Consider the following 18,997-nt stretch of genomic DNA (forward strand, 5'->3'; position numbering starts at 1 on the left):
TTTCCGCCGCTCGGCGACGCCCTGCTCACTGCGAGGACGGGCAGCGGCTCTTCCTGGCAGCGATGATCGCCTGCTGCTGTTGCTGCAGCCGCTCGATCCTGGCGGTATCGCGATTGGCCACGACCGTCTTCACGCGCTCGCCGCCGAGCAGCCAAGTCGGCACGCTGGTATTGGCGACCTTGCCGCGGCTGATTGCCGTCCGCGAAATATCGGTGGCGGTGTCGCCGAGCGCGCTGTTGAGCTCGGCGCAGCTCATCCCGCCGTATTTCGCCGGATTGATCGACGCAACACTCGACGAGCAGCCTGCGATCAAGGTCAACGGCAAGAGAGCCCGCAGCGTGAACTTCATACTCTTACCCCGGTCTCGCCGTTCCAAAAATCGTCCAGCAGCTCTCGAATGGGATAGCGGCAACCATTAGGCCAAAGTGAGGGCCCATTGTCGACCATTTATCTGATCGATTGATTGACGGCAGGCTTTTGCCAGGTCGCGGCGGCGGCGGAGGGGCCGTGGCGTGATATCGATGCGGACACGCAGCCACAAAAAATCCCGGACAGAGGCCCCTCCGAATCGAGAGCCGTAAAATTGTATTGCGGTCCGTTACCGATCCTTAGGCATGGTTGAAACTGCTCTGCGGCGTTAACGCCACGGTTGCGCTGCGTCTGCGATATTGCCGGCTGCACAACGCAAGGGTGGGGCCTCCATGATCGACCAGATACGTTCGCTGCTCGAGCAGCATCCGATGATTCCGCTGAATTTCGGCGCGCTCGCCGACGACGCCAATCTCTATGACGCGGGGCTGACCTCCTTCGCCTCCGTGCAGATGATGCTGGCGCTCGAAGAGGAGTTCGACATCGAATTCCCCGAGACGATGCTGACGCGGCGCACCTTCTCTTCGCTGGCCAGCATCGCGGATGCGGTTTCGCAGTTGACGCGCAAGGCGGCGTAGCCATGAACGTGTTGAGAAAGATAGAGGCGGCCTCGCTCGCGGAGGCGCCCGAAGTCGCGACCGAGCGCATGCGCCGCGTCGCCGAGATCGCCGCCGGCCATGCCGACCCCGTCGACAAGGAGGGGCGTTTCCCGGCGGAGACGATCGAGGCGCTGAAGCGCGAGCGCCTGCTCGGCGTGGCGATCCCGATCGAGCATGGCGGCGAGGGGCTCGGCACGATGCAGATCGCCGACCTCATCGTGCAGCTCGGCCAGGCCTGCGGCTCGAGCGCGATGATCTATGCCATGCATCAGATCAAGACGTCGAGCTTTGTCACTCACGGAGGCGCCAGCGATTGGCACCGCGCTTATATGCGGCGCATCGCCGACGAGCAGCTTTTGATGGCTTCGGCGACTACGGAGGCCGGCATCGGCGGCAATTTGCGCAATTCGATCTGTGCGGTCGAGGTCGCCGGCGGGCGCTTCGCGCTGACCAAGGAAGCCACCGTCATCTCCTATGGCAACTATGCCGACGCCATCCTCGCCACGGCGCGTCGCGCCCCCGATGCGGCCAGCTCCGATCAGGTGATGGTGGTGATCCCGGCCGATGGCAACCGCACGCTTGAGCGCACGTCGGTGTGGGACACGCTCGGCATGCGCGGCACCTGCTCCGACGGCTTTCATCTGGTCGCCACGGGTGACGCGGCGCAGATATTCCCGAAGCCGTTCTCCGAGATCGCGGCGCAGTCGATGCTGGCCAGCTCGCACATCTTCTGGGCGGCGACCTGGTTCGGCATCGCCGCCGACGCCTTCAATCGGGCGCAGGCCTTCGTCAAGGCGGCGGCGCGCAAGCAGCCCGACTCCATGCCGCCGGGCGCGCTGAGGCTGGCCGAAGCGGCCGCCCTTTTGCAGGAGATGAAAGGCCACCTTGCGGCCGCCATCCACCGCTTCGAAGCGGCCGCGGGCGAGGACGACGCGCTGTCTTCGATCGGCTTCGCCGCCGAGATCAACGCGCTGAAGGTCGCGGCCAGCGAGAAAGCCGGCGCCGTGGTGCGTCTCGCCATGCTGGTCAACGGCATTCTTGGCTACAAGAACGGCACCCCGTTCAGCGTCGGCCGGCAGCTGCGCGATGTGACCTCGGCGCCGGTGATGATCTCCAACGACCGCATCCTTTCCAATACCGCGACGCTCATGCTGATGAGCCGCTTCGACACCGGCCTGGGGAGCTGAGATGGACGCCAAGACATTCGACTCCAAGTCGTTGCTGGACAGCCTGTTCGAGAACGGCATCCTGTTCGAATCCGGCGTTGACGGCCTTTATGGCCGTTCGGGCGCGTTCGAGGACGTGATCGAGCGGTTCGAGCGTCTCGTCAGCCGCCTCGGCGCGCCCGACAAGGCCACCCGCATCCATTTTCCGCCGGGCATGAGCCGCGCGACGCTGGAGAAGAGCGGCTACATGAAAAACTTTCCGCAGCTTGCCGGCTGCGTGCATTCCTTCATGGGCGGCGAGCGGGAGCATGCGCAGCTGCTCGGCATGATGGCTGACGGCGGAGACTGGACGGAGCTGCAGAAGGCGACGGACCTCGCGCTGACACCCGCCGCCTGCTATCCGCTCTATCCTACCATCGCTGCGCGCGGCCCGGTGCCGGCGCAGGGCCTGCTTTTCGAACTCTCCTCCTACTGCTTCCGCCACGAGCCGTCGAAAGACCCGGCGCGCATGCAGCTCTTCCGCATGCGCGAATTCGTCAAGATCGGCACGGCCGAGCAGGTGCGCTCGTTCCGCGAAAGCTGGCTGAAGCGCGGCAGGGCCATGATCGAGTCGCTCGACCTGCCCTGCGAGGTCGATCTTGCCAACGATCCGTTCTTCGGCCGAGGCGGCAGGATGATGGCCAACAACCAGCGCGATCAGGGCTTGAAATTCGAGCTGCTGATTCCGGTGACCAGCATCGAGAAGCCGACCGCCTGCTTGAGCTTCAATTATCACCAGGACCATTTTGGCCAGACCTGGGGCCTGAAGTTCGCCGACGGGGAGTTCTGCCATTCGGCCTGCGTCGGCTTCGGGCTGGAGCGCGTGGCGCTGGCGCTGTTCCGCCACCACGGGCCGGACACGGAAGCCTGGCCGGCGGCGGTCCGCGACGTGCTGTGGGGCGTGTGAGATGCTGAGCGCGATCGCCGGCCTCGATCCGGCCAGCTACCGGCCGCACTGGCTGCACGATCCGCAAAGGCGCTGGCCGCAAACCAACTGCTACGTGGATCTCCTGATCGAGGTTCTGCACGCGACCGGGCACGATCCGGTCGCAGCGCTCGGTTTCACTGCGGCGCAGGATTTCGAAGGTGATCAGTTCACGTTCTTCAAGTTTCCGACCGCCGACCTGCAGAGGCTGGCGGGGCTGGACATCCAGGAGCTGGCGGTCTTCGACCGGCTGGAGACGCATGTGCTGACGCAAGTCGAGCTCGGCCGGCTGCCGCTGGTCGAGGTCGATGCCTTCTACCTGCCCGACACCAAAGGCATCACCTACCGCAGCGGCCATTCCAAGACCACGGTCGGCATCAATGCGCTCGATCCCGAGGCGCGGCAGATGCGCTACTTCCACAATGACGGCTACTTCGCGCTCGAGGGCCAAGACTATGACGGCATCTTCGGCCAATGGGATGGTGTGACGGCAGGCGACCTGCCGCTGTTTCCTTACGCGGAATTCGTGAAGCTCGACGCCACGCGCCCGGCCCGCGACACGGTCGGGACCGCGGCGGCGCTGCTCGCGCATCACCTGAAGCGGCGGCCGAAGCGCAATCCGCTCGGCGCCTATGCGGCCGCGTTCGGCCGCCACGCTGAAAGGCTGGCGACGAAGTCGCCTGCCTATTTCCACACCTATGCCTTCAACACGCTGCGGCAGGTCGGCGCGAATTTCGAACTTCTTGGCAGTCATCTCGAATGGCTGGGGCAGCACGGCGAAACCTGTCTGGCAGAGGCGGTGCAAGCCGCCGGTAACATTGCCGAGGGCGCCAAGGTCATGCAGTTCAAGCTCGCCCGCGCGATGGCGCGGCAGCGCTTCGACGGCTTGACCGAAGCAATCGCGCCGATGGCGCAGGCTTACGAAACGGTGATGGACGTGCTGGACGCCCGCATGGCCGGTGTCGCCTCCAAGGCGGCCTAGCGGGCCGGCCGAGGCGCATTTGATGATGGGTGGGGGAATGGACGCCACGGTGTCGATCGCCGGCACTGCCGGATTGCTGGATCGTGGGTGGCGGATGGCTATCTCGGCGGCCGGTGCCTGGGCTTCGCCGAATGACATCGACGCAAACGCCGAATGGCTGGGCGCGGCCTGTCCCGGCACGGCGGCCGCCACGCTGGAAAAGCATGGCCGCTGGGACCGCAAGCAGCCAACCCGGCTGCACGACCGCGATGTCTGGTACAGCCGCAGGCTCGACGCGACCGGCTCGGTGCGGCTGGTGTTCGAGGGGCTGGCGACTGTCGCCGAGGTCTGGCTTGGCGAGCGGCTGCTGCTCACCTCGACCTCGATGTTCGAGCGCCATGAGGCTGCGGTAAGCCTTTCAGGGGGCGAGCAGCTCGCCATCGTCTTTCGCAGTCTCGACCGCCATCTGGAAACGGCGATCGGTCCGCGCGCCCGCTGGCGCCCTCGCATGATCGACGATCAGCGGCTGCGGCTGGTGCGCACGACCCTGATCGGCCATATGCCGGGCTGGTGTCCGAGCTTCGATGTCGTCGGGCCGTGGCGTCCCATCAAGCTGATTCGGGAAGTTGGCGGGCCGCGCATCCTCGATGCCCATATGCGCGCCAGGCTCGACGGCGCCACCGGGCATCTTGCCGTTGCGATCACCCTCGCCGAACCCTTCGACAATGCGCAAAGGGCGCATGTCAGCTGTGCCGGAGTGCGCGCGCCCCTCAAGTTCGAGACACCCACCCGGCTGACGGCGGAATTGGCCATTGCCGATGTCGCCCCATGGTGGCCGAACAGACATGGCGAGCCGGCGCTGCACGAAGTGATGGCGACGCTGGGCACGGTGCGCAGCCGGCTGGGCCGGGTCGGATTCCGCCGCATCGAGATCGATCGCGGTGCCGACGGACGCGATTTTCGCCTGGTCGTCAACGGCGTGCCGGTGTTCTGCCGCGGCGCGGTCTGGACGCCCTCCGATCCCGTGCGACTGCCCTGCGAGCGAGCCGAAATCGAGCCCGACCTCGATCTCGCGCGCCAAGCCGGCGTCAACATGCTGCGGGTCGGCGGCACCTTCGCTTATGAAAGCGATGCCTTCCACGAGCTGTGCGACGAGATGGGCATTCTGGTCTGGCAGGACCTGATGCTCGCCAATTTCGACTATCCGGCGAAGAGCGAGGCCTGGCGGGCGGCGCTGTCGCGCGAGGTGGAGAACCTGTTGAGGCGGCTTCGGCATTCGCCGTCGCTGGCGGTGCTGTGCGGCGGCAGCGAGGTGGCGCAGCAGGCCGCGATGCTCGGCATGCCGGTGGCGATGGATCCGACACCCTGGTTCGACGATGTCGTGCGTCCGGCCGCGCAGGCGATCCTGCCCGATCTGGCGCTGGTGTCCTCCTCGCCCTCCGGCGGCAGCCTGCCCTTTGCCGCGGATGCCGGCCCGACGCACTACTATGGCGTCGGCGCCTATTGCCGGCCGCTGGAGGACGCGCGCCGCGCGGAGGTGCGTTTCGCCAGCGAATGCCTCGCCTTCGCCAACGTGCCGGAACAGGCGACGCTCGATGAGCATCTGCCCGTTCCGCCCGGCCACGACCCGCGCTGGAAGGCCGGCGTGCCGCGCGATGCAGGTGCGTCGTGGGATTTCGAGGACGTGCGCGAGCATTATCTGGAGACGCTGTTCGGCGTCGACGCTCGCCGGCTGCGCATGGAGGATCCGGCGTGCTACCTCGACCTCTCGCGCGCCGTCATTGCCGAGGTGGTTGAGCGCACGATCGATGAATGGCGCAGACCGGCCTCCCCGACGGCGGGCGCGCTGGTGTTCTTCTGGAAGGATCTGCTCCCGGGAGCAGGGTGGGGCGTCGTCGATTCTGCCGGTCGGCCGAAATCGGTCTGGCATGCGCTGAGACGCGCCTTCGCGCCGCTCCGGCTGACGCTGAGCGATGAGGGCGTCAACGGGCTGGGCGTCCATCTCGTCAATGACACGGCAAGGGCAGTCGAGGCGACGCTATCGCTTGCCTGCCTGCGCGACGGCGTCACCCCGGTGGTGGCGGTGCGCCGGCCGGTCACTCTGCAGGCGCGCGGGGCGCAGTCGCTGTCGGCATTCTCGCTGCTCGGCGCCTTCTTTGATCTGTCTTACGCCTATCGCTTCGGCCCAGCCGGGCACGAAGTAACGGTGGCAAGGCTGGAAGGCCACGACGGCGAGATCCTGGCCGAAGCCTTTCATGTGCTTCCAGGCGCCATGACCGCGCGACGCGATGTCGGCCTGTCCGCAGGGCTGATGCGCGGAAGCGACGGCTGGCGTCTGCGGCTCGCCTGCAGACGCGCCGCCTATCACGTCGCCATCAAGGATGGGCTGTTCTTCCCGCGCGAGAACGGCTTCCACCTGATGCCGGGCGCGGTGAAGGAAATTGGCCTGGATGGGCCGGCCTCTGCCACTCCGGCCGGCGTCGTGACGGCGCTGAATGGCGATCGCGAGGTGGCCTACGATGCGCCGCAAGCCGACAATGTAGAGACCAGGGTGGAGAGCATGCAGTCGTTGCGGCCTGCTGGGAGCGTGGCATGAAGGGGGTCGTCTTCGCCGACACGATCGGCTGGCTTCATGAAGGCAGGGGCACCGGGCGGCGCGGCCGGGGTGTCGTGATCGCTGGGGCGCATGGCCACGAGGACCTGTGCAGCCGGCGTTTCCTGCGGCTTCTGGCTGACAAGTCGGCCGAAAACGGTCTGCCGGCGCTGCAATTCGACTATCCCGGCTGCGGCAATGCCGCCGGGGACCATTCAACGCCCGGTCAGGTGCAACGGTGGACGGCGAGCATAGGCGCGGCGATCGATCGGCTGAAGCAGGATTGCGGCGTGGCGGACGTCATTTTGGTCGGCTTCCGGCTTGGTGCCCTGCTGGCCCCGCTGGCGGCGGCCGGACGCGACGACGTGGCGGGTCTCGTGCTGCTCGCGCCGCCGTCCTCCGGCAAGGCCTATGTTCGCGAGATCACAGCCATGTCGCGCATGATCGACGCGCCGCTGGCCAGCCGCTCGGCGGGCGAAGGGGTTTTCGCCGAGGGGCGCGAGGCCGCCGGCTTCCGAATTTCGCATGAAACGCTGGCTGATCTCTCGGCGCTCGATTGGCGGCATGCCGCGGCTGGCCTTCCATCCCTGCCGATGCTGGTGCTTACAAACGGCAAGCCGCTGGCTGCGGAAGAGGTGCGCGGCGACACGGCTGGCGCTGCGGAAATCGCGACGGCCGAGTTCGATGGCTATCCTCTCTTGATGTGCGACCCGACCGCCAACCGGATTCCGGCCGCCGCTCTAGATCGCTGCGCCGCCTGGATCGCCGACCAGACCGGCGAAGCGGCAGCGGGAAAGGCCATGCCGCGCGCTGCGTCGGAGATACTGGACGGTCCGCATTACACGGAAAGCCCGGTGCTGATTGGACCGGCGCCGATGATCTGCGGTGTGCTTTGCCGACCGCGCGAACGCCAGACCGAGGCTGAGCCGGTGATCTTCCTCAATGCCGGTGGCGTGCCGCATGTCGGCTGGGCGCGCGGCACGGTGGAAGCGGCGCGAGCTCTGGCGGCGGAAGGCGTAGCCTCGCTGCGCGTCGACCTGCCCGGACTTGGCCTCAGCGATCCGACCGAGGAAGGGCGCCTGTTCCTTTATGACCGGCGCACGCGCCATGATGTAAGTCGTGCGATCAACTGGATGGAGCGAGCCGGCTACCCCGGGGTCGGCCTGGTCGGCACCTGCGCAGGCGCATTTCAGGCTTTTCACGCGGCGCGGGCCGATCGGCGGGTACGGATGCTGACCATGATCAACCCGCTCTGCTTCGCCTGGAACGGTTCCTACGCGCTGGAGATGGCGGTCTGGAAGACTTACGAGACGTCCAAGGCCGTGCTCGGGCAGAACGCTGCCGCCAGGCAGGAGAGCCGCGAGCCGGCCGACGCCGCATGGCGCGGGATCGCTTCGCGATGCGCCCGGCTGATCGTCCGGCGCGGGCTGGAGGCGATCAAGTCCACATTGTCGATGCTGCATCCGGCCGCGCTGCTTGGACAGCGGCGGGTGGAACGCTGGATGCGCGACCTATGCGGCCGCGGCGTGCGGGTCCTCCTGGTAACCTCGGAAGGCGATCTGAGCCTGAAGGAGATCGCCCGCCATTTTGGCTCGGAGGAAGAGCGGCTCGATAGCATTCGCGGCGTGACCAGGGTCTCGCTGCCGAATGCCGACCACACGCTGACGCCGTATCACGCACGGCGCGCCGTGATCGCTCGCTTGATCGACCATGGCGGCATCAGGCGTGACGGTTATGCTCGTTCCGAGCCGGCGCGCGCGACGGCAAGCCCTTCCTTCCTGGCGCCGTAGGGGATCATCAGTTCGGCTTGAGTATTGACATGCGGCAAGCGCGTCGCGTCTTGAAGCGTCACGCAGCGATACGGTTCTCTGCGCGACGCCGAAAGGTTTGAATAAATCAGGGAAACTAAAGACTTTCGGGAGATTTCGTTCTGGTCGGAGTGGCAGGATTTGAACCTGCGACCCCATCGTCCCGAACGATGTGCGCTACCAGACTGCGCTACACTCCGTGACCAGACGGCGGGCTTATAGCCGCCACTTTCCGATCCTGCAAGCGTCAATGGCTGCACTTGTGTCGCATTTCTCGGCTTTCACCCAGCTTGCCCGGATGGCATGCGATATAGCCGTCGGATAAAGACCGGCTTAAAGGCTTTCGTGATAAGCCGCGCCCTTTACAGATCGGCATTCCGGCTCTCTGGAGTTTCGACCATTGACCTTCACGATTGTTGGCGAAGCCCGGCCCAACAGCTTCGAATTCGAGACCTCGGCGCTGATCAAGGCGTCGGGCTTTCGCGAGTACGACGCGCGCTGGTGGGTCGGCCATCCCGGCTCGACCAAGGCGCCGGAGCTCAATTTGATCGGCGTCCAGGCGCTCGGCATGGGTCTGGGCACGCTGATCCGGCGCTTGGGCGTTGGGCCGGATATCGTCACCGGCCATGATTTCCGCTCCTATTCGCTGTCGATCAAGCTGGCGCTGGTCTCCGGCCTGATGGCGGCGGGCGCCCGGGTGAAGGATATCGGCCTGGCTTTGTCCCCCATGGCCTATTTCGCGCAGTTCGCGCTCGATACACCCTCGGTCGCCATGGTCACCGCCTCGCATAACGAGAATGGCTGGACCGGCGTCAAGATGGGGGCGGCGCGGCCGCTCACCTTCGGTCCGGAAGAGATGGGCGCGTTGAAGAAGATCGTGCTCGAAGCCGACTTCGACCTCCGCGGCGACGGTGCCTACGAGTTCATCTCCGGTTTCCGGGAGCTCTATGTCGATGATCTTACCAAGGGCAAACACATCTCGAGAAAGCTCAACGTCGTTTGCGCCTGCGGCAACGGCACGGCTGGCGCCTTCGCGCCGGAAGCGCTGGCGCGTGTCGGCTGCGAGGTGATCCCGCTCGACGTCGAGCTCGACCATGCGTTCCCGCGCTACAATCCCAATCCCGAGGACATGCAGATGCTGCGTGCCATCAGCGAGAAGGTGCTGGAGACGGGCGCAGATGTCGGACTGGGCTTCGATGGCGACGGCGACCGCTGCGGCGTCGCCGACAACGAGGGCAACGAGATCTTCGCCGACAAGGTCGGGCTTATGCTCGCGCGCGATATTTCATCGTTCCATCCGGGCTCGGCCTTCGTCGTCGACGTCAAGTCGACGGGGCTTTTCGCCACCGATCATGTGCTCAGGGCGAACGGCGCCACAACTGACTATTGGAAGACCGGCCATTCCTATATCAAGCGCCGCGTTGCCGAGCTCGGTGCCGTCGCCGGCTTCGAGAAATCCGGGCATTTCTTCTTCAACCCGCCAATCGGCCGCGGCTATGACGACGGGCTGATCACAGCGATCGTCGTCTGCCAGATGCTCGACCGCAATCCGCGGAGCTCGATGGCCGATCTCTGCCGCGCGCTGCCGCTGACCTACGGTACGCCGACCATGTCATCGCACTGCCCCGACGAGGTGAAATACGGCGTGGTCGACCGCGTCGTGGCGGATTTTCAGACGATGCACCGCGAAGGTGCTGACTTCGCCGGCCAGAAGATCGCAACGCTCATCACCGTCAACGGGGTGCGCGTCGTCGCGGAGGACGGCACCTGGGGCCTGGTGCGCGCCTCCTCGAACAAGCCCGAGCTTGTCGTGGTGGTCGAGAGCCCGGTATCGTCCGAGCGGCGCCGGCAGATGTTCGAAGCCGTCGACGCCGTGCTGCGCCGCAGTCCCGAAGTCGGCGCCTACAACCAGACCTTCTGACAGGGCAGCCATGAGCCAGCGCATCGTCAGTTTCGTCATGAGCGGCGGCGTCGGCTCGCGGTTATGGCCCCTGTCGCGCGAGGACAATCCCAAGCAATTCCACGACCTTTCCGGCGACGGCTCGATGCTGGCCAAGACCTTGCGCCGGCTGGCCGCGCGGCCTGAAGGGCAGACACCGATCTTTCTCATCGCATCGGAGCGCCATGCCGAGCGCGTCCATGCCGATCTTGCCGGCATTGATCTCGCCGGCGGCGGCCCATTGTTCGAGCCCACGGGGCGCAACACCGCCGCTGCCGTGGCGCTTGCCAGCCTGCGCACCCTCTCCGAATTTGGCGACGAGCTTGTTCTCGTGGTGCCCTCCGACCACGAAATCTCCACCGCGCGCCAGTTCTGGCAGAGCGTTGAAGCGGGTGCTGCGGCGGCGAGAGCCGGTCGCCTGGTGGTGTTCGGGATCAAGCCGACGCAGCCCGAAACCGGCTATGGCTATATCGAGGTCGCGGCCGACCGCGACGGCGTGTTCGACGTCTCTCGCTTCGTCGAGAAGCCCGACCTCGCCACCGCGCGGGGTTATCTCGACGCCGGCAGTTTCTACTGGAATACCGGCATTTTCCTGTTTCGCGCCGGCGTCATGCGCGCTGCCTTCGCCGCGTTCGAGCCCAAGATCTGGCAGGCGACGGAAGCCGCGTATCACGCGGCGACCAACGATCTTTCCGGGCTTTACATGCCGCTGGAACTCTACTCGGCGATCCCGTCGACCTCGATCGACTACGCTGTCATGGAGCGGGCCAAGGACATCGCCATGGTGCCGGCCGGATTCCGCTGGAACGATCTCGGTTCGTGGCAGTCGCTGCTCGATGTCGGCCCGTCCGACAGCCACGGTAACGTCATCCTTGGCGATGTCCTGGCCATAGATTGCGAGAACTCCTACATCCGCGGCGACGGCCGGCTGCTGTCGGCCATCGGCATGAAGGACGTGGCGATCGTCTCGACGGCAGACGCCACCTTCGTGGCGCCGGTCAGCCACAGCCAGCACGTCAAGAAGATCGTCGAGCAACTGGAGAAATCCGGCCGGCTGGAGACGAGGTTCACGCCGGCGCATGACCGCGTCATCGAGAGCGGCGCCTGGCGGCGCCGCGTTCGGCACTGGCTGTTCGAGGAGACGCTGCCGCTGTGGTCGAGGTCAGGCGTCGATGAGCGCCATGGCGGCTTCCACGAGGCGCTGGGCTTCGACGCCGCGCCGTTGATGAAGCCAAAACGCATGCGCACCCAGGCGCGTCAGATCTATGCCTTCGCCGTCGCCAAGGAGCGCGGCTGGGATGGACCGGCGGATCGGCTGATCGCTCATGGCCTTGACTTCATGGCAGGCCGGGGCCGCACCGACAAAGGCGGCTGGGTGCGCACGCTCAATATCGACGGCTCGGTCGCCGATCCGGTCGAGGATGCCTACGACCATTCCTGCGTGCTGTTGGCGCTGGCGCACGCGCATATGTCGGGTCATCCCGATGCGTTGCGGCTCGCCGAGGAAACCTTTGCTTTCCTCGATGCTCATCTCGAGGACAGCCGCATGACAGGTTTCCTCGAAACCTCCGACGGCGAGGGCGAGCGTCGCTCCAACCCGCACATGCATCTGCTCGAAGCCTTTCTCGCTTGGCACAGAGCCACTGGCGAGCGCGCCTACCTGCGCCGCGCGGCGCGCGTCATAGATCTCTTCCGCAGTCATTTCTTCGATGCCGAAAGCTGGACGCTGGGCGAGTATTTCGACGACGGCTGGAAGCCCGTGGCGGGCGAGAAAGGAACATGGACCGAACCCGGCCACCATTTCGAATGGGCCTCGCTGCTCGTCGATTTCGCCGCCCGCAGCGGCCAGGCCGAACTCACCGGCTTCGCCCGCAAGCTCTATGCCTCGGCTGTCGCCAACGGCCTCAACCGCGCCACCGGCCTTGCCTATGGCGCCGTCTCGCGCCAGGGCCTTCCGCTCGACACGGTCTCGCGCAGCTGGCCGCAGGCCGAGGCGATCAAGGCTGCGATCGCGCTCGACGGCTCGGGTGGGCCGGACCTCAAACCGGAGATCGAGGCGCGCGTCGGCCACCTGTTCCGCTGGCACATCGACCCGGCGCCGGTCGGCCTCTGGATTGACCGCATCGACGAGCGCGGCCGGTCATTGGCGAGCGACGTGCCGGCCAGCATCTTCTACCATCTGGTTTGCGCGCTGACGCAGTATCTGGACGGAACGGCGGAGAAGGGGTGAGGGGGCAACTGGCGGCAACGCAGAAGCTGCCAATCTCTACCCGGGGGAGATTGCTGTCACTGCGGGCTTTTGGCCAATCGCCAAGTCAATACGGGCTCGCCACATCCCCAGTCTCGACATAGACCGCCTTCAGCTGCGAATAGTGCGCCAGCGCCGCCAGCGAGTTCTCGCGGCCGATGCCGGACTGCTTGACGCCGCCGAAGGGCATTTCCACCGGCGTCAGATTGTAGGCGTTGATCCAGCAGGTGCCTGCCTGCAGCTCGGCGATCACCTGATGGGCGCGTGCCAGGTCGCGGGTGAAGACGCCTGCAGCGAGGCCGAATTCGGTATTGTTGGCGCGTTCGATCACCTCGTCCTCGCTGTCGAATTTCAGCACGCTCATCACCGGTCCGAAGATTTCCTCGCGCGCGATGCGCATGCCATCGGTCACGCCGGTGAACACGGTCGGTTCGATGAAGAAGCCACCTTCGAAGCCCTGCAGCGACGGCACGTTGCCGCCGCAGGCAAGCGTCGCACCCTCCTCTCTGCCGGCGGCGATGTAGGAAACAACCTTTTCCTGCTGCGCCTTGTTGACCAGCGGCCCCATTTGCGTTTCCGGATCGAGTGGATCGCCGATGCGGATTTTTTTGGTGCGCTCGATCAGCCGCTCGACGAAGCGGTCATGCAGGCCCTTCTGCACGAAGACGCGCGTGCCGTTGGAGCAGATCTGGCCGGTCGAATAGAAATTGCCGAGCATGGCGCCGCCGATGGCGTTTTCGAGATCGGCATCGTCGAAGACGATCAGCGGCGACTTGCCGCCGAGCTCCATCGTGGCGTGCTTCATTTTCGAACCGGCAAGCGACAGCACCTTGCGGCCGGTCGGCACCGAGCCGGTCACCGAGACCTTGGCCACGACATCATGGCCGACGAGGCCGGCGCCGACATCGCCATAGCCCTGCACGACGTTGAACAGCCCGTCGGGCAGGCCCGCCTCGCTGTAGATTTCGGCCAGCGCCAGTGCCGAGAGCGGCGTGTTCTCCGACGGCTTGAACACCATGGCGTTGCCCATGGCTAAAGCCGGCGCCGACTTCCAGCCGGCGATCTGGATCGGATAGTTCCAGGCGCCGATGCCAACGCACACACCAAGCGGCTCTCGTCTTGTGTAAGCAAACGGTCCGCCGAGCTCGATCATCTCGCCGTTGAAGGCCGCCACTGCGCCGGCGAAATATTCCAGGCAATCGGCGGCCGAAGGCGCGTCCGCCACCAGCGTCTCCTGGATCGCCTTGCCGGTGTCCAGCGTCTCGATGCGCGCCAGGTCGGCATTGCGGGCGCGCAGGATATCAGCGGCGCGGCGCAGGACGCGGCCGCGCTCGACCGGCTTCATCCGTGCCCAGGCCGGCTGCGCCGTGCGCGCGGCCTCGATCGCCAACTCCAGCACGTTCGGCGTCGCCGAATGCAGCGTGGCGATGGTCTCGCCCGTCGCCGGATAGATCACCGGCAGTGGCGCGCCGCCTTCGTCCTCGATGTAGCGGCCGTTGACGTAGTGCGATGCCGTTGGCTGGGCGCGCATGGTCTTCTCCGTTCGTAATCGCCGGGGCGGGGGAGGGCGCCCGCCGGATCATGCGCTATCTGTCTGCCACCTGCCAGCGCGGATTGATCCAGGGTTCCTGGTTGGATGGCGCGAGCGGCGTGCGGCCAAGGATGTGGTCGGACGCCTTCTCGCCGGTCATGATCGACGGCGCGTTCAGGTTGCCGTTGGTCACCCGCGGGAAGATCGAGGAGTCGGCAACGCGCAGCCCCTCGACGCCGATCACCCGGCATTCCGGATCGACGACGCTGGTCAGGTCGTCGGCGCGGCCCATCCTGCAGGTGCCGCAAGGGTGATAGGCGCTCTCGGCGTGATCGCGGATGAAGGCGTCGAGCTCGTCGTCGGTCCGCACATGGGCGCCCGGCGAAATCTCCTTGCCGCGGAAGCCGTCAAAGGCCTTCTGGCCAAAAATCTCGCGCGTCAGCCGGATGCAGTGGCGAAACTCGCTCCAGTCGTCGGGATGCGACATGTAGTTGAAGCGGATCACTGGTTTCGCTTTCGGATCGGGCGAGCGCAGGCTCACCGAGCCGCGCGACTTCGACCGCATTGGACCGACATGCGCCTGGAAGCCATGCGACTTCGCCGCCGCCTTGCCGTCATAGCGCACCGCCGCCGGGATGAAGTGATACTGGATATCGGGGTAGTCGACACCGGCCTGCGAACGCACGAAGGCCGCCGCCTCGAAATGGTTGGTGGCGCCGAGGCCGGTCTTGAAGAACAGCCACTGCGCGCCGATCATTGCCTTGGAGAACGGGTTGAGCACCGAATTCAGCGTGATCGGTCTGGTCGCTTCCTGCTGGATATAAAGCTCCAGATGGTCCTGCAGATTGCGGCCGACGCCCTGCCGGTCGGCAATGACCTCTATGCCGTTTTCCTGCAGATGTGCGCCCGGACCGATGCCGGACAGCATAAGGATCTTCGGCGAATTGATCGACGACGCGGCCACAATCACCTCACGTCGCGCCTTAACGACCTGAATCTGTTTGTGAGCTTCGATCTCGACGCCGACGGCGCGTTGATTCTCGATCACCACGCGTCGCGCGAAACCCTTAAGCAGGCTAACATTTTTTCGTTTGAGAGCCGGCTTCAGATAGGCGTTGGCCGCGGACCAGCGGCGGCCGCGCCAGATGGTCTGCTCCATCGGCCCGAAGCCTTCCTGCTTCGATCCGTTGTAGTCGTCGGTGAGCTCGAAGCCGGCCTGCCGGCCCGCCTCGAGGAAGGCGCCGTAGAGCGGGTTCTTGCGCGTGCCGCGCTGCACATGCAGCGGGCCGCCGTGACCGCGCCAGCCGTCCTCGCCGCCGTCGGAATCCTCCATGCGCTTGAAATAGGGAAGCACGTCGGCGAAGCCCCATCCGGCAGCACCCTGTTCGGCCCAATGGTCGAAGTCGCGCGCATGGCCGCGAACATAGACCATGCCGTTGATGGAGGACGAACCGCCGATCACCTTGCCGCGCGGGGTGGCGAGCACACGGCCGCCGAGATGCGGCTCCGGCTCGCTGGCGAAGCCCCAGTCGTAAAGGCTCATGTTGAGCGGGATCGACAGCGCCGACGGCATCTGGATCAGCGGCCCCATATCGGTGCCGCCGAACTCGATGACGATCACCGAATGCTTGCCGTCTTCCGACAGCCGGTAGGCGATGGCCGAGCCGGCGGAGCCGGATCCGATGATGACGAAATCCGCTTCAAGCATTGTTCATATGCGCCATAAATTCGGCGAGCGAGACATTGCCGCCGGTAGCCACCACAAGGACGGTTTTGCCCGCCAAATCCACCTTGCCGCCGAGCAGCGCGGCAAGCGACGCCGCCCCCGAAGGCTCCAGCACCAGCTTCAGCCGCTCGAAGGCGATCTTCATTGCACCCCGCACCGCGGCATCCTCGACGGTGACGCCGCGAACGCCGGCAGCACTCACCGCCGCGAAGGGCGCCTCGCCTGGCTTGCGCGCCATCAGCCCGTCGCAGATCGATCTCGGCCCGATCGGCATCGTCTCGATCGCGCCATGCGCCAGCGACGCGCCCATGCCGTTGAAGCCTTCCGGTTCGACGGCGATGATCTCGGTGTTCGGTGACAGATAATGGAAGGCGAGCGAAACGCCGCCGATCAGCCCGCCGCCGCCAACCGAGCAGAACACCAGATCGGCGTGGGCCTTCTTCGCCGCCAACTGGTCGAGCGCTTCCAGCCCGGCCCCTGCCTGGCCGGCGACGATCTCGGGATCGTCGAAGGGATGCAGCAAGGTGAGCTGCTCGGTCTCGGCGATCTCGCGCGCCTTGGCGGCGGCGACTTCCTCGCGGGCACGCTCGCCATGATCGGTTAGCACCACGCGCGCGCCATAGCCGGCGGTCGCGTCGCACTTGGCGGCAGGCGCGTCGATCGGCATGACGATGGTGACGGGAATGCCGAGCGCCTGGCCGGCAGCCGCAAGCCCTTGCGCGAAATTGCCGGAGGAATAGGCGACCACGCCCTTCCTCGCTTCGTCCGGTGACAGCCGCTTAAGGCGCCAATAGGCGCCGCGCACCTTGAAGGACCCCGCCCATTGCAGCGATTCCGGCTTGACGAACACCCGCGCGGCGCCGGCTTCCCGGGCAAGTGCGGCCGAGTCCAACAGCGGCGTGACTTGCGTCGCCGTCGAGGTCACCGCATAGGCCTGCTTCAGGCGGTCGAGGGTGGGAACCAGAACGTCTTCCATCATTCGCCTCGCGGATACCGTTTGCTCTCTTCGAGGTTGTCGAGATTCATGTGATTGCGCATGTAGCGCTCCGAGGCTTTCTGCAGCGGCTGGAAATCCCAGGGGTAATAGGCGCCGTTGCGCAGCGCCGGGTAGACGACCCAGCGGCGCGCCTGGCTTTCGCGCACCGCGGCATCGAATGCGGCCATGTCCCATCGCGCCCGGACCTTTTCCATGAACGCCGCCACCAGGGCAGCGTTCGCCGGATCCTCAGCGAGGTTGTTCCGTTCGAGCGGGTCGGCCTCCAGGTCGAACAGCTGCGGCGCGTCGAGCTCGCAATGGACGAATTTGTATTTGCCGTCGCGGATCGCGGCCAGCGGCGCATAGGAGCCTTCGGCGGCATATTCCATGAGAACGGGCGCGGTGCGCGGCTTGCCGCCGAGCAGCGGCAGCAGCGACTGGCCGTCGGTCCAGGGCGCGATTGCAGCGATATCAATGCCGGCGAGGTCACAGAGCGTCGGCGTGACGTCGAGATTGGAGACGGGCGCCTCGATGAGGCCGGCTGGCACGCCGTTGCCGGCGATCATCAGCGGCACGCGCGCCGAGCCCTCGAAGAAGCTCATTTTGAACCACAGGCCGCGCTCGCCCAGCATGTCGCCGTGATCCGAGCAGAACAGGATGATGGTGTCGTCAAGCATGCGGGTGCGCTTGAGGACGTCCAGAAGCTCGCCGAGCTTGTCGTCGACATAGGAAATGTTGGCGAAATAGCCGCGCCGGGAACGGCGCACCTGCTCGGACGTGATCGCGAAGGACTGATAGTCGCTTGCCCGGTAAAGGCGCTGCGAATGCGTGTCCTGTTCATCATGCGGGATGAACGGCGTTTCGGGATCGAGCGTCTGGCAGTTCTCGTAAAGATCCCAGTACTGCCTGCGCGCGACATAGGGATCGTGCGGGTGCGATAGCGAAACGGTAAGGCACCAGGGCCGATGTCCCGCATCGTCCTGCTCGCGCGAAAGCTGGTACAGCTTTTGCTCGGCCAGAAACACCACCTCGTCGTCATACTCCATCTGGTTGGTGGTCTCGGCAACGCCGGCGCCGGTGACCGAGCCGAGATTGTGATACCACCAGTCGATGCGCTCGCCGGGCTTGCGGTAATCCGGCGTCCAGCCGAAATCGGCCGGATAGATATCGGTGGTCAGCCGCTCCTCGAAGCCGTGCAACTGGTCCGGTCCGACGAAATGCATCTTGCCGGACAGGCAGGTGTAATAGCCGGCGGAGCGCAGATGATGCGCGAAGGTCGGGATCGAGGAGGAGAATTCGGCGGCGTTGTCATAGACCCCGGTGCGCGACGGCAGCTGGCCGCTCATGAAGGAAGCCCGGCCGGGCGCGCAAAGCGGCGAGGCGGTGTAGTTGTTGGCGAAACGCGCCGAGCGAGCGGCGAGCGCCTTGAGATGCGGCACGTGCAGGAAATCCGCCGGGCCGTCGGGGAAGAGCGTGCCGTTGAGCTGATCGACCATGACGATCAGGAAATTGGGTCGTTCGGTGGTCAAGGCAGGCTCCGTCCGCTGAGCTTGGTTTCGAGATAATCTTCGACGAGCGCGATCGCTGTCTGCGCATCGGGCACGCCGTCCTTCAGCGCGCGCCGGATGTAGAGTCCGTCGATCAGCGCCGCCGTCGCTTCCGCAGCGCGGTCCGCTTCGGCCCTCGGCAGAATGCCGGTCAGCCCGCTCATCAGGTTGGAATTGAGCCGCCGCGCATAGATGCGAAGCAGCCGCCGCAACTCGGTCGATTTCTGCGCCTCGACATAGAAGGCGAGCCAGGCCGCGATGATCTCCGGCTGGAACTGCTCGTCGGAGAAACTGACCGCAACGACGGCCGAGACGCGCTGGCGCGGTGTCGCGGCGACGCGAAGCGCTCGTCTTGTATCGATGTTGAGCTCGGCAAGGATGTGCCGCATCGTGGCGAAGAGCAGCTCGTCCTTGGCACCGAAATAGTGATGGGCGAGCGCCGACGACACGCCGGCGCGGCCGGCGATCTCCGACATGGTGACGTCCAGGGAACCGCGCTCGCCGATTGCCGAGATCGTCGCGTCGATCAGGGCCTTGCGGCGCAGCGGTTCCATTCCGATTTTCGGCATG

14 protein-coding genes and 1 tRNA gene are annotated in these 18,997 nt (G+C 65.8%); 8 read left to right on the top strand and 7 right to left on the bottom strand.

Annotated features, from left to right (window positions below; translation table 11 throughout):
• Positions 1–25: 25 nt before the first annotated feature.
• Complete coding sequence (locus CK218_RS06055) at positions 26–349, bottom strand: hypothetical protein (RefSeq protein ID WP_095827159.1); 324 nt, start codon at positions 347–349, stop codon at positions 26–28.
• 352 nt (positions 350–701) lie between these two features.
• Between CK218_RS06055 and CK218_RS06060 the strand changes: the two genes are divergently transcribed.
• From CK218_RS06060 to CK218_RS06085, 6 genes are all read left to right on the top strand, one after another.
• Positions 702–947 (top strand): acyl carrier protein, encoded by a 246-nt coding sequence (locus CK218_RS06060; RefSeq protein WP_066997751.1) that lies wholly within the window; start codon positions 702–704, stop codon positions 945–947.
• 68 nt (positions 948–1,015) lie between these two features.
• Positions 1,016–2,155 (top strand): acyl-CoA dehydrogenase family protein, encoded by a 1,140-nt coding sequence (locus CK218_RS06065; protein ID WP_095827233.1) that lies wholly within the window; start codon positions 1,016–1,018, stop codon positions 2,153–2,155.
• 1 nt (position 2,156) lies between these two features.
• The gene (locus CK218_RS06070; protein ID WP_095827160.1) at positions 2,157–3,080 is read left to right on the top strand and encodes an amino acid--[acyl-carrier-protein] ligase; all 924 of its coding nucleotides are present in this window, start codon (positions 2,157–2,159) and stop codon (positions 3,078–3,080) included.
• Position 3,081: 1 nt separating this feature from the next.
• Positions 3,082–4,080 carry a DUF1839 family protein gene (locus tag CK218_RS06075; RefSeq protein WP_095827161.1) on the top strand — a complete coding sequence of 333 codons (999 nt, stop codon included), beginning with the start codon at positions 3,082–3,084 and terminating at the stop codon, positions 4,078–4,080.
• 37 nt (positions 4,081–4,117) lie between these two features.
• Positions 4,118–6,655: a glycoside hydrolase family 2 protein gene (locus CK218_RS06080; RefSeq protein WP_245434920.1), complete on the top strand. Its 2,538-nt coding sequence runs from the start codon at positions 4,118–4,120 to the stop codon at positions 6,653–6,655.
• Positions 6,652–8,442 carry an alpha/beta fold hydrolase gene (locus CK218_RS06085; RefSeq protein ID WP_095827162.1) on the top strand — a complete coding sequence of 597 codons (1,791 nt, stop codon included), beginning with the start codon at positions 6,652–6,654 and terminating at the stop codon, positions 8,440–8,442. Before CK218_RS06080 ends, CK218_RS06085 begins: the two co-directional genes overlap by 4 nt.
• 141 nt (positions 8,443–8,583) lie before the next feature.
• On the opposite strand, the gene CK218_RS06090 is transcribed toward CK218_RS06085, so the two are convergent.
• A tRNA-Pro gene (locus tag CK218_RS06090) sits at positions 8,584–8,660 on the bottom strand.
• A 200-nt stretch (positions 8,661–8,860) separates the two neighbouring features.
• Here CK218_RS06090 and CK218_RS06095 point away from each other — a divergent pair.
• Positions 8,861–10,381: a phosphomannomutase/phosphoglucomutase gene (locus tag CK218_RS06095; RefSeq protein WP_095827163.1), complete on the top strand. Its 1,521-nt coding sequence runs from the start codon at positions 8,861–8,863 to the stop codon at positions 10,379–10,381.
• Between the two features lie 10 nt (positions 10,382–10,391).
• Positions 10,392–12,629 carry an AGE family epimerase/isomerase gene (locus CK218_RS06100; RefSeq protein WP_095827164.1) on the top strand — a complete coding sequence of 746 codons (2,238 nt, stop codon included), beginning with the start codon at positions 10,392–10,394 and terminating at the stop codon, positions 12,627–12,629.
• Positions 12,630–12,714: 85 nt separating this feature from the next.
• On the opposite strand, the gene betB is transcribed toward CK218_RS06100, so the two are convergent.
• From betB to betI, 5 genes are read right to left on the bottom strand one after another with little or no spacing between them, the layout of a single operon-like run.
• Positions 12,715–14,178 carry a betaine-aldehyde dehydrogenase gene (gene betB, locus CK218_RS06105; protein ID WP_095827165.1) on the bottom strand — a complete coding sequence of 488 codons (1,464 nt, stop codon included), beginning with the start codon at positions 14,176–14,178 and terminating at the stop codon, positions 12,715–12,717.
• Positions 14,179–14,233: 55 nt separating this feature from the next.
• Positions 14,234–15,886, bottom strand: coding sequence for a choline dehydrogenase (betA, locus tag CK218_RS06110; RefSeq protein WP_095827166.1), 1,653 nt, complete (start codon positions 15,884–15,886; stop codon positions 14,234–14,236).
• A complete protein-coding gene (locus CK218_RS06115) occupies positions 15,879–16,883 on the bottom strand; it encodes a threonine/serine dehydratase (RefSeq protein ID WP_179294437.1) in 1,005 nt (334 codons plus the stop codon). Before CK218_RS06115 ends, betA begins: the two co-directional genes overlap by 8 nt.
• Complete coding sequence (betC, locus tag CK218_RS06120) at positions 16,880–18,409, bottom strand: choline-sulfatase (RefSeq protein WP_095827168.1); 1,530 nt, start codon at positions 18,407–18,409, stop codon at positions 16,880–16,882. Before betC ends, CK218_RS06115 begins: the two co-directional genes overlap by 4 nt.
• On the bottom strand, positions 18,406–18,996 hold the full coding sequence (gene betI / locus CK218_RS06125; protein ID WP_067320854.1) for a transcriptional regulator BetI: 591 nt from the start codon (positions 18,994–18,996) through the stop codon (positions 18,406–18,408). Before betI ends, betC begins: the two co-directional genes overlap by 4 nt.
• Position 18,997: the final 1 nt, after the last annotated feature.

The organism is Mesorhizobium sp. WSM3879 (assembly GCF_002294915.1).
Lineage (GTDB): Bacteria > Pseudomonadota > Alphaproteobacteria > Rhizobiales > Rhizobiaceae > Mesorhizobium.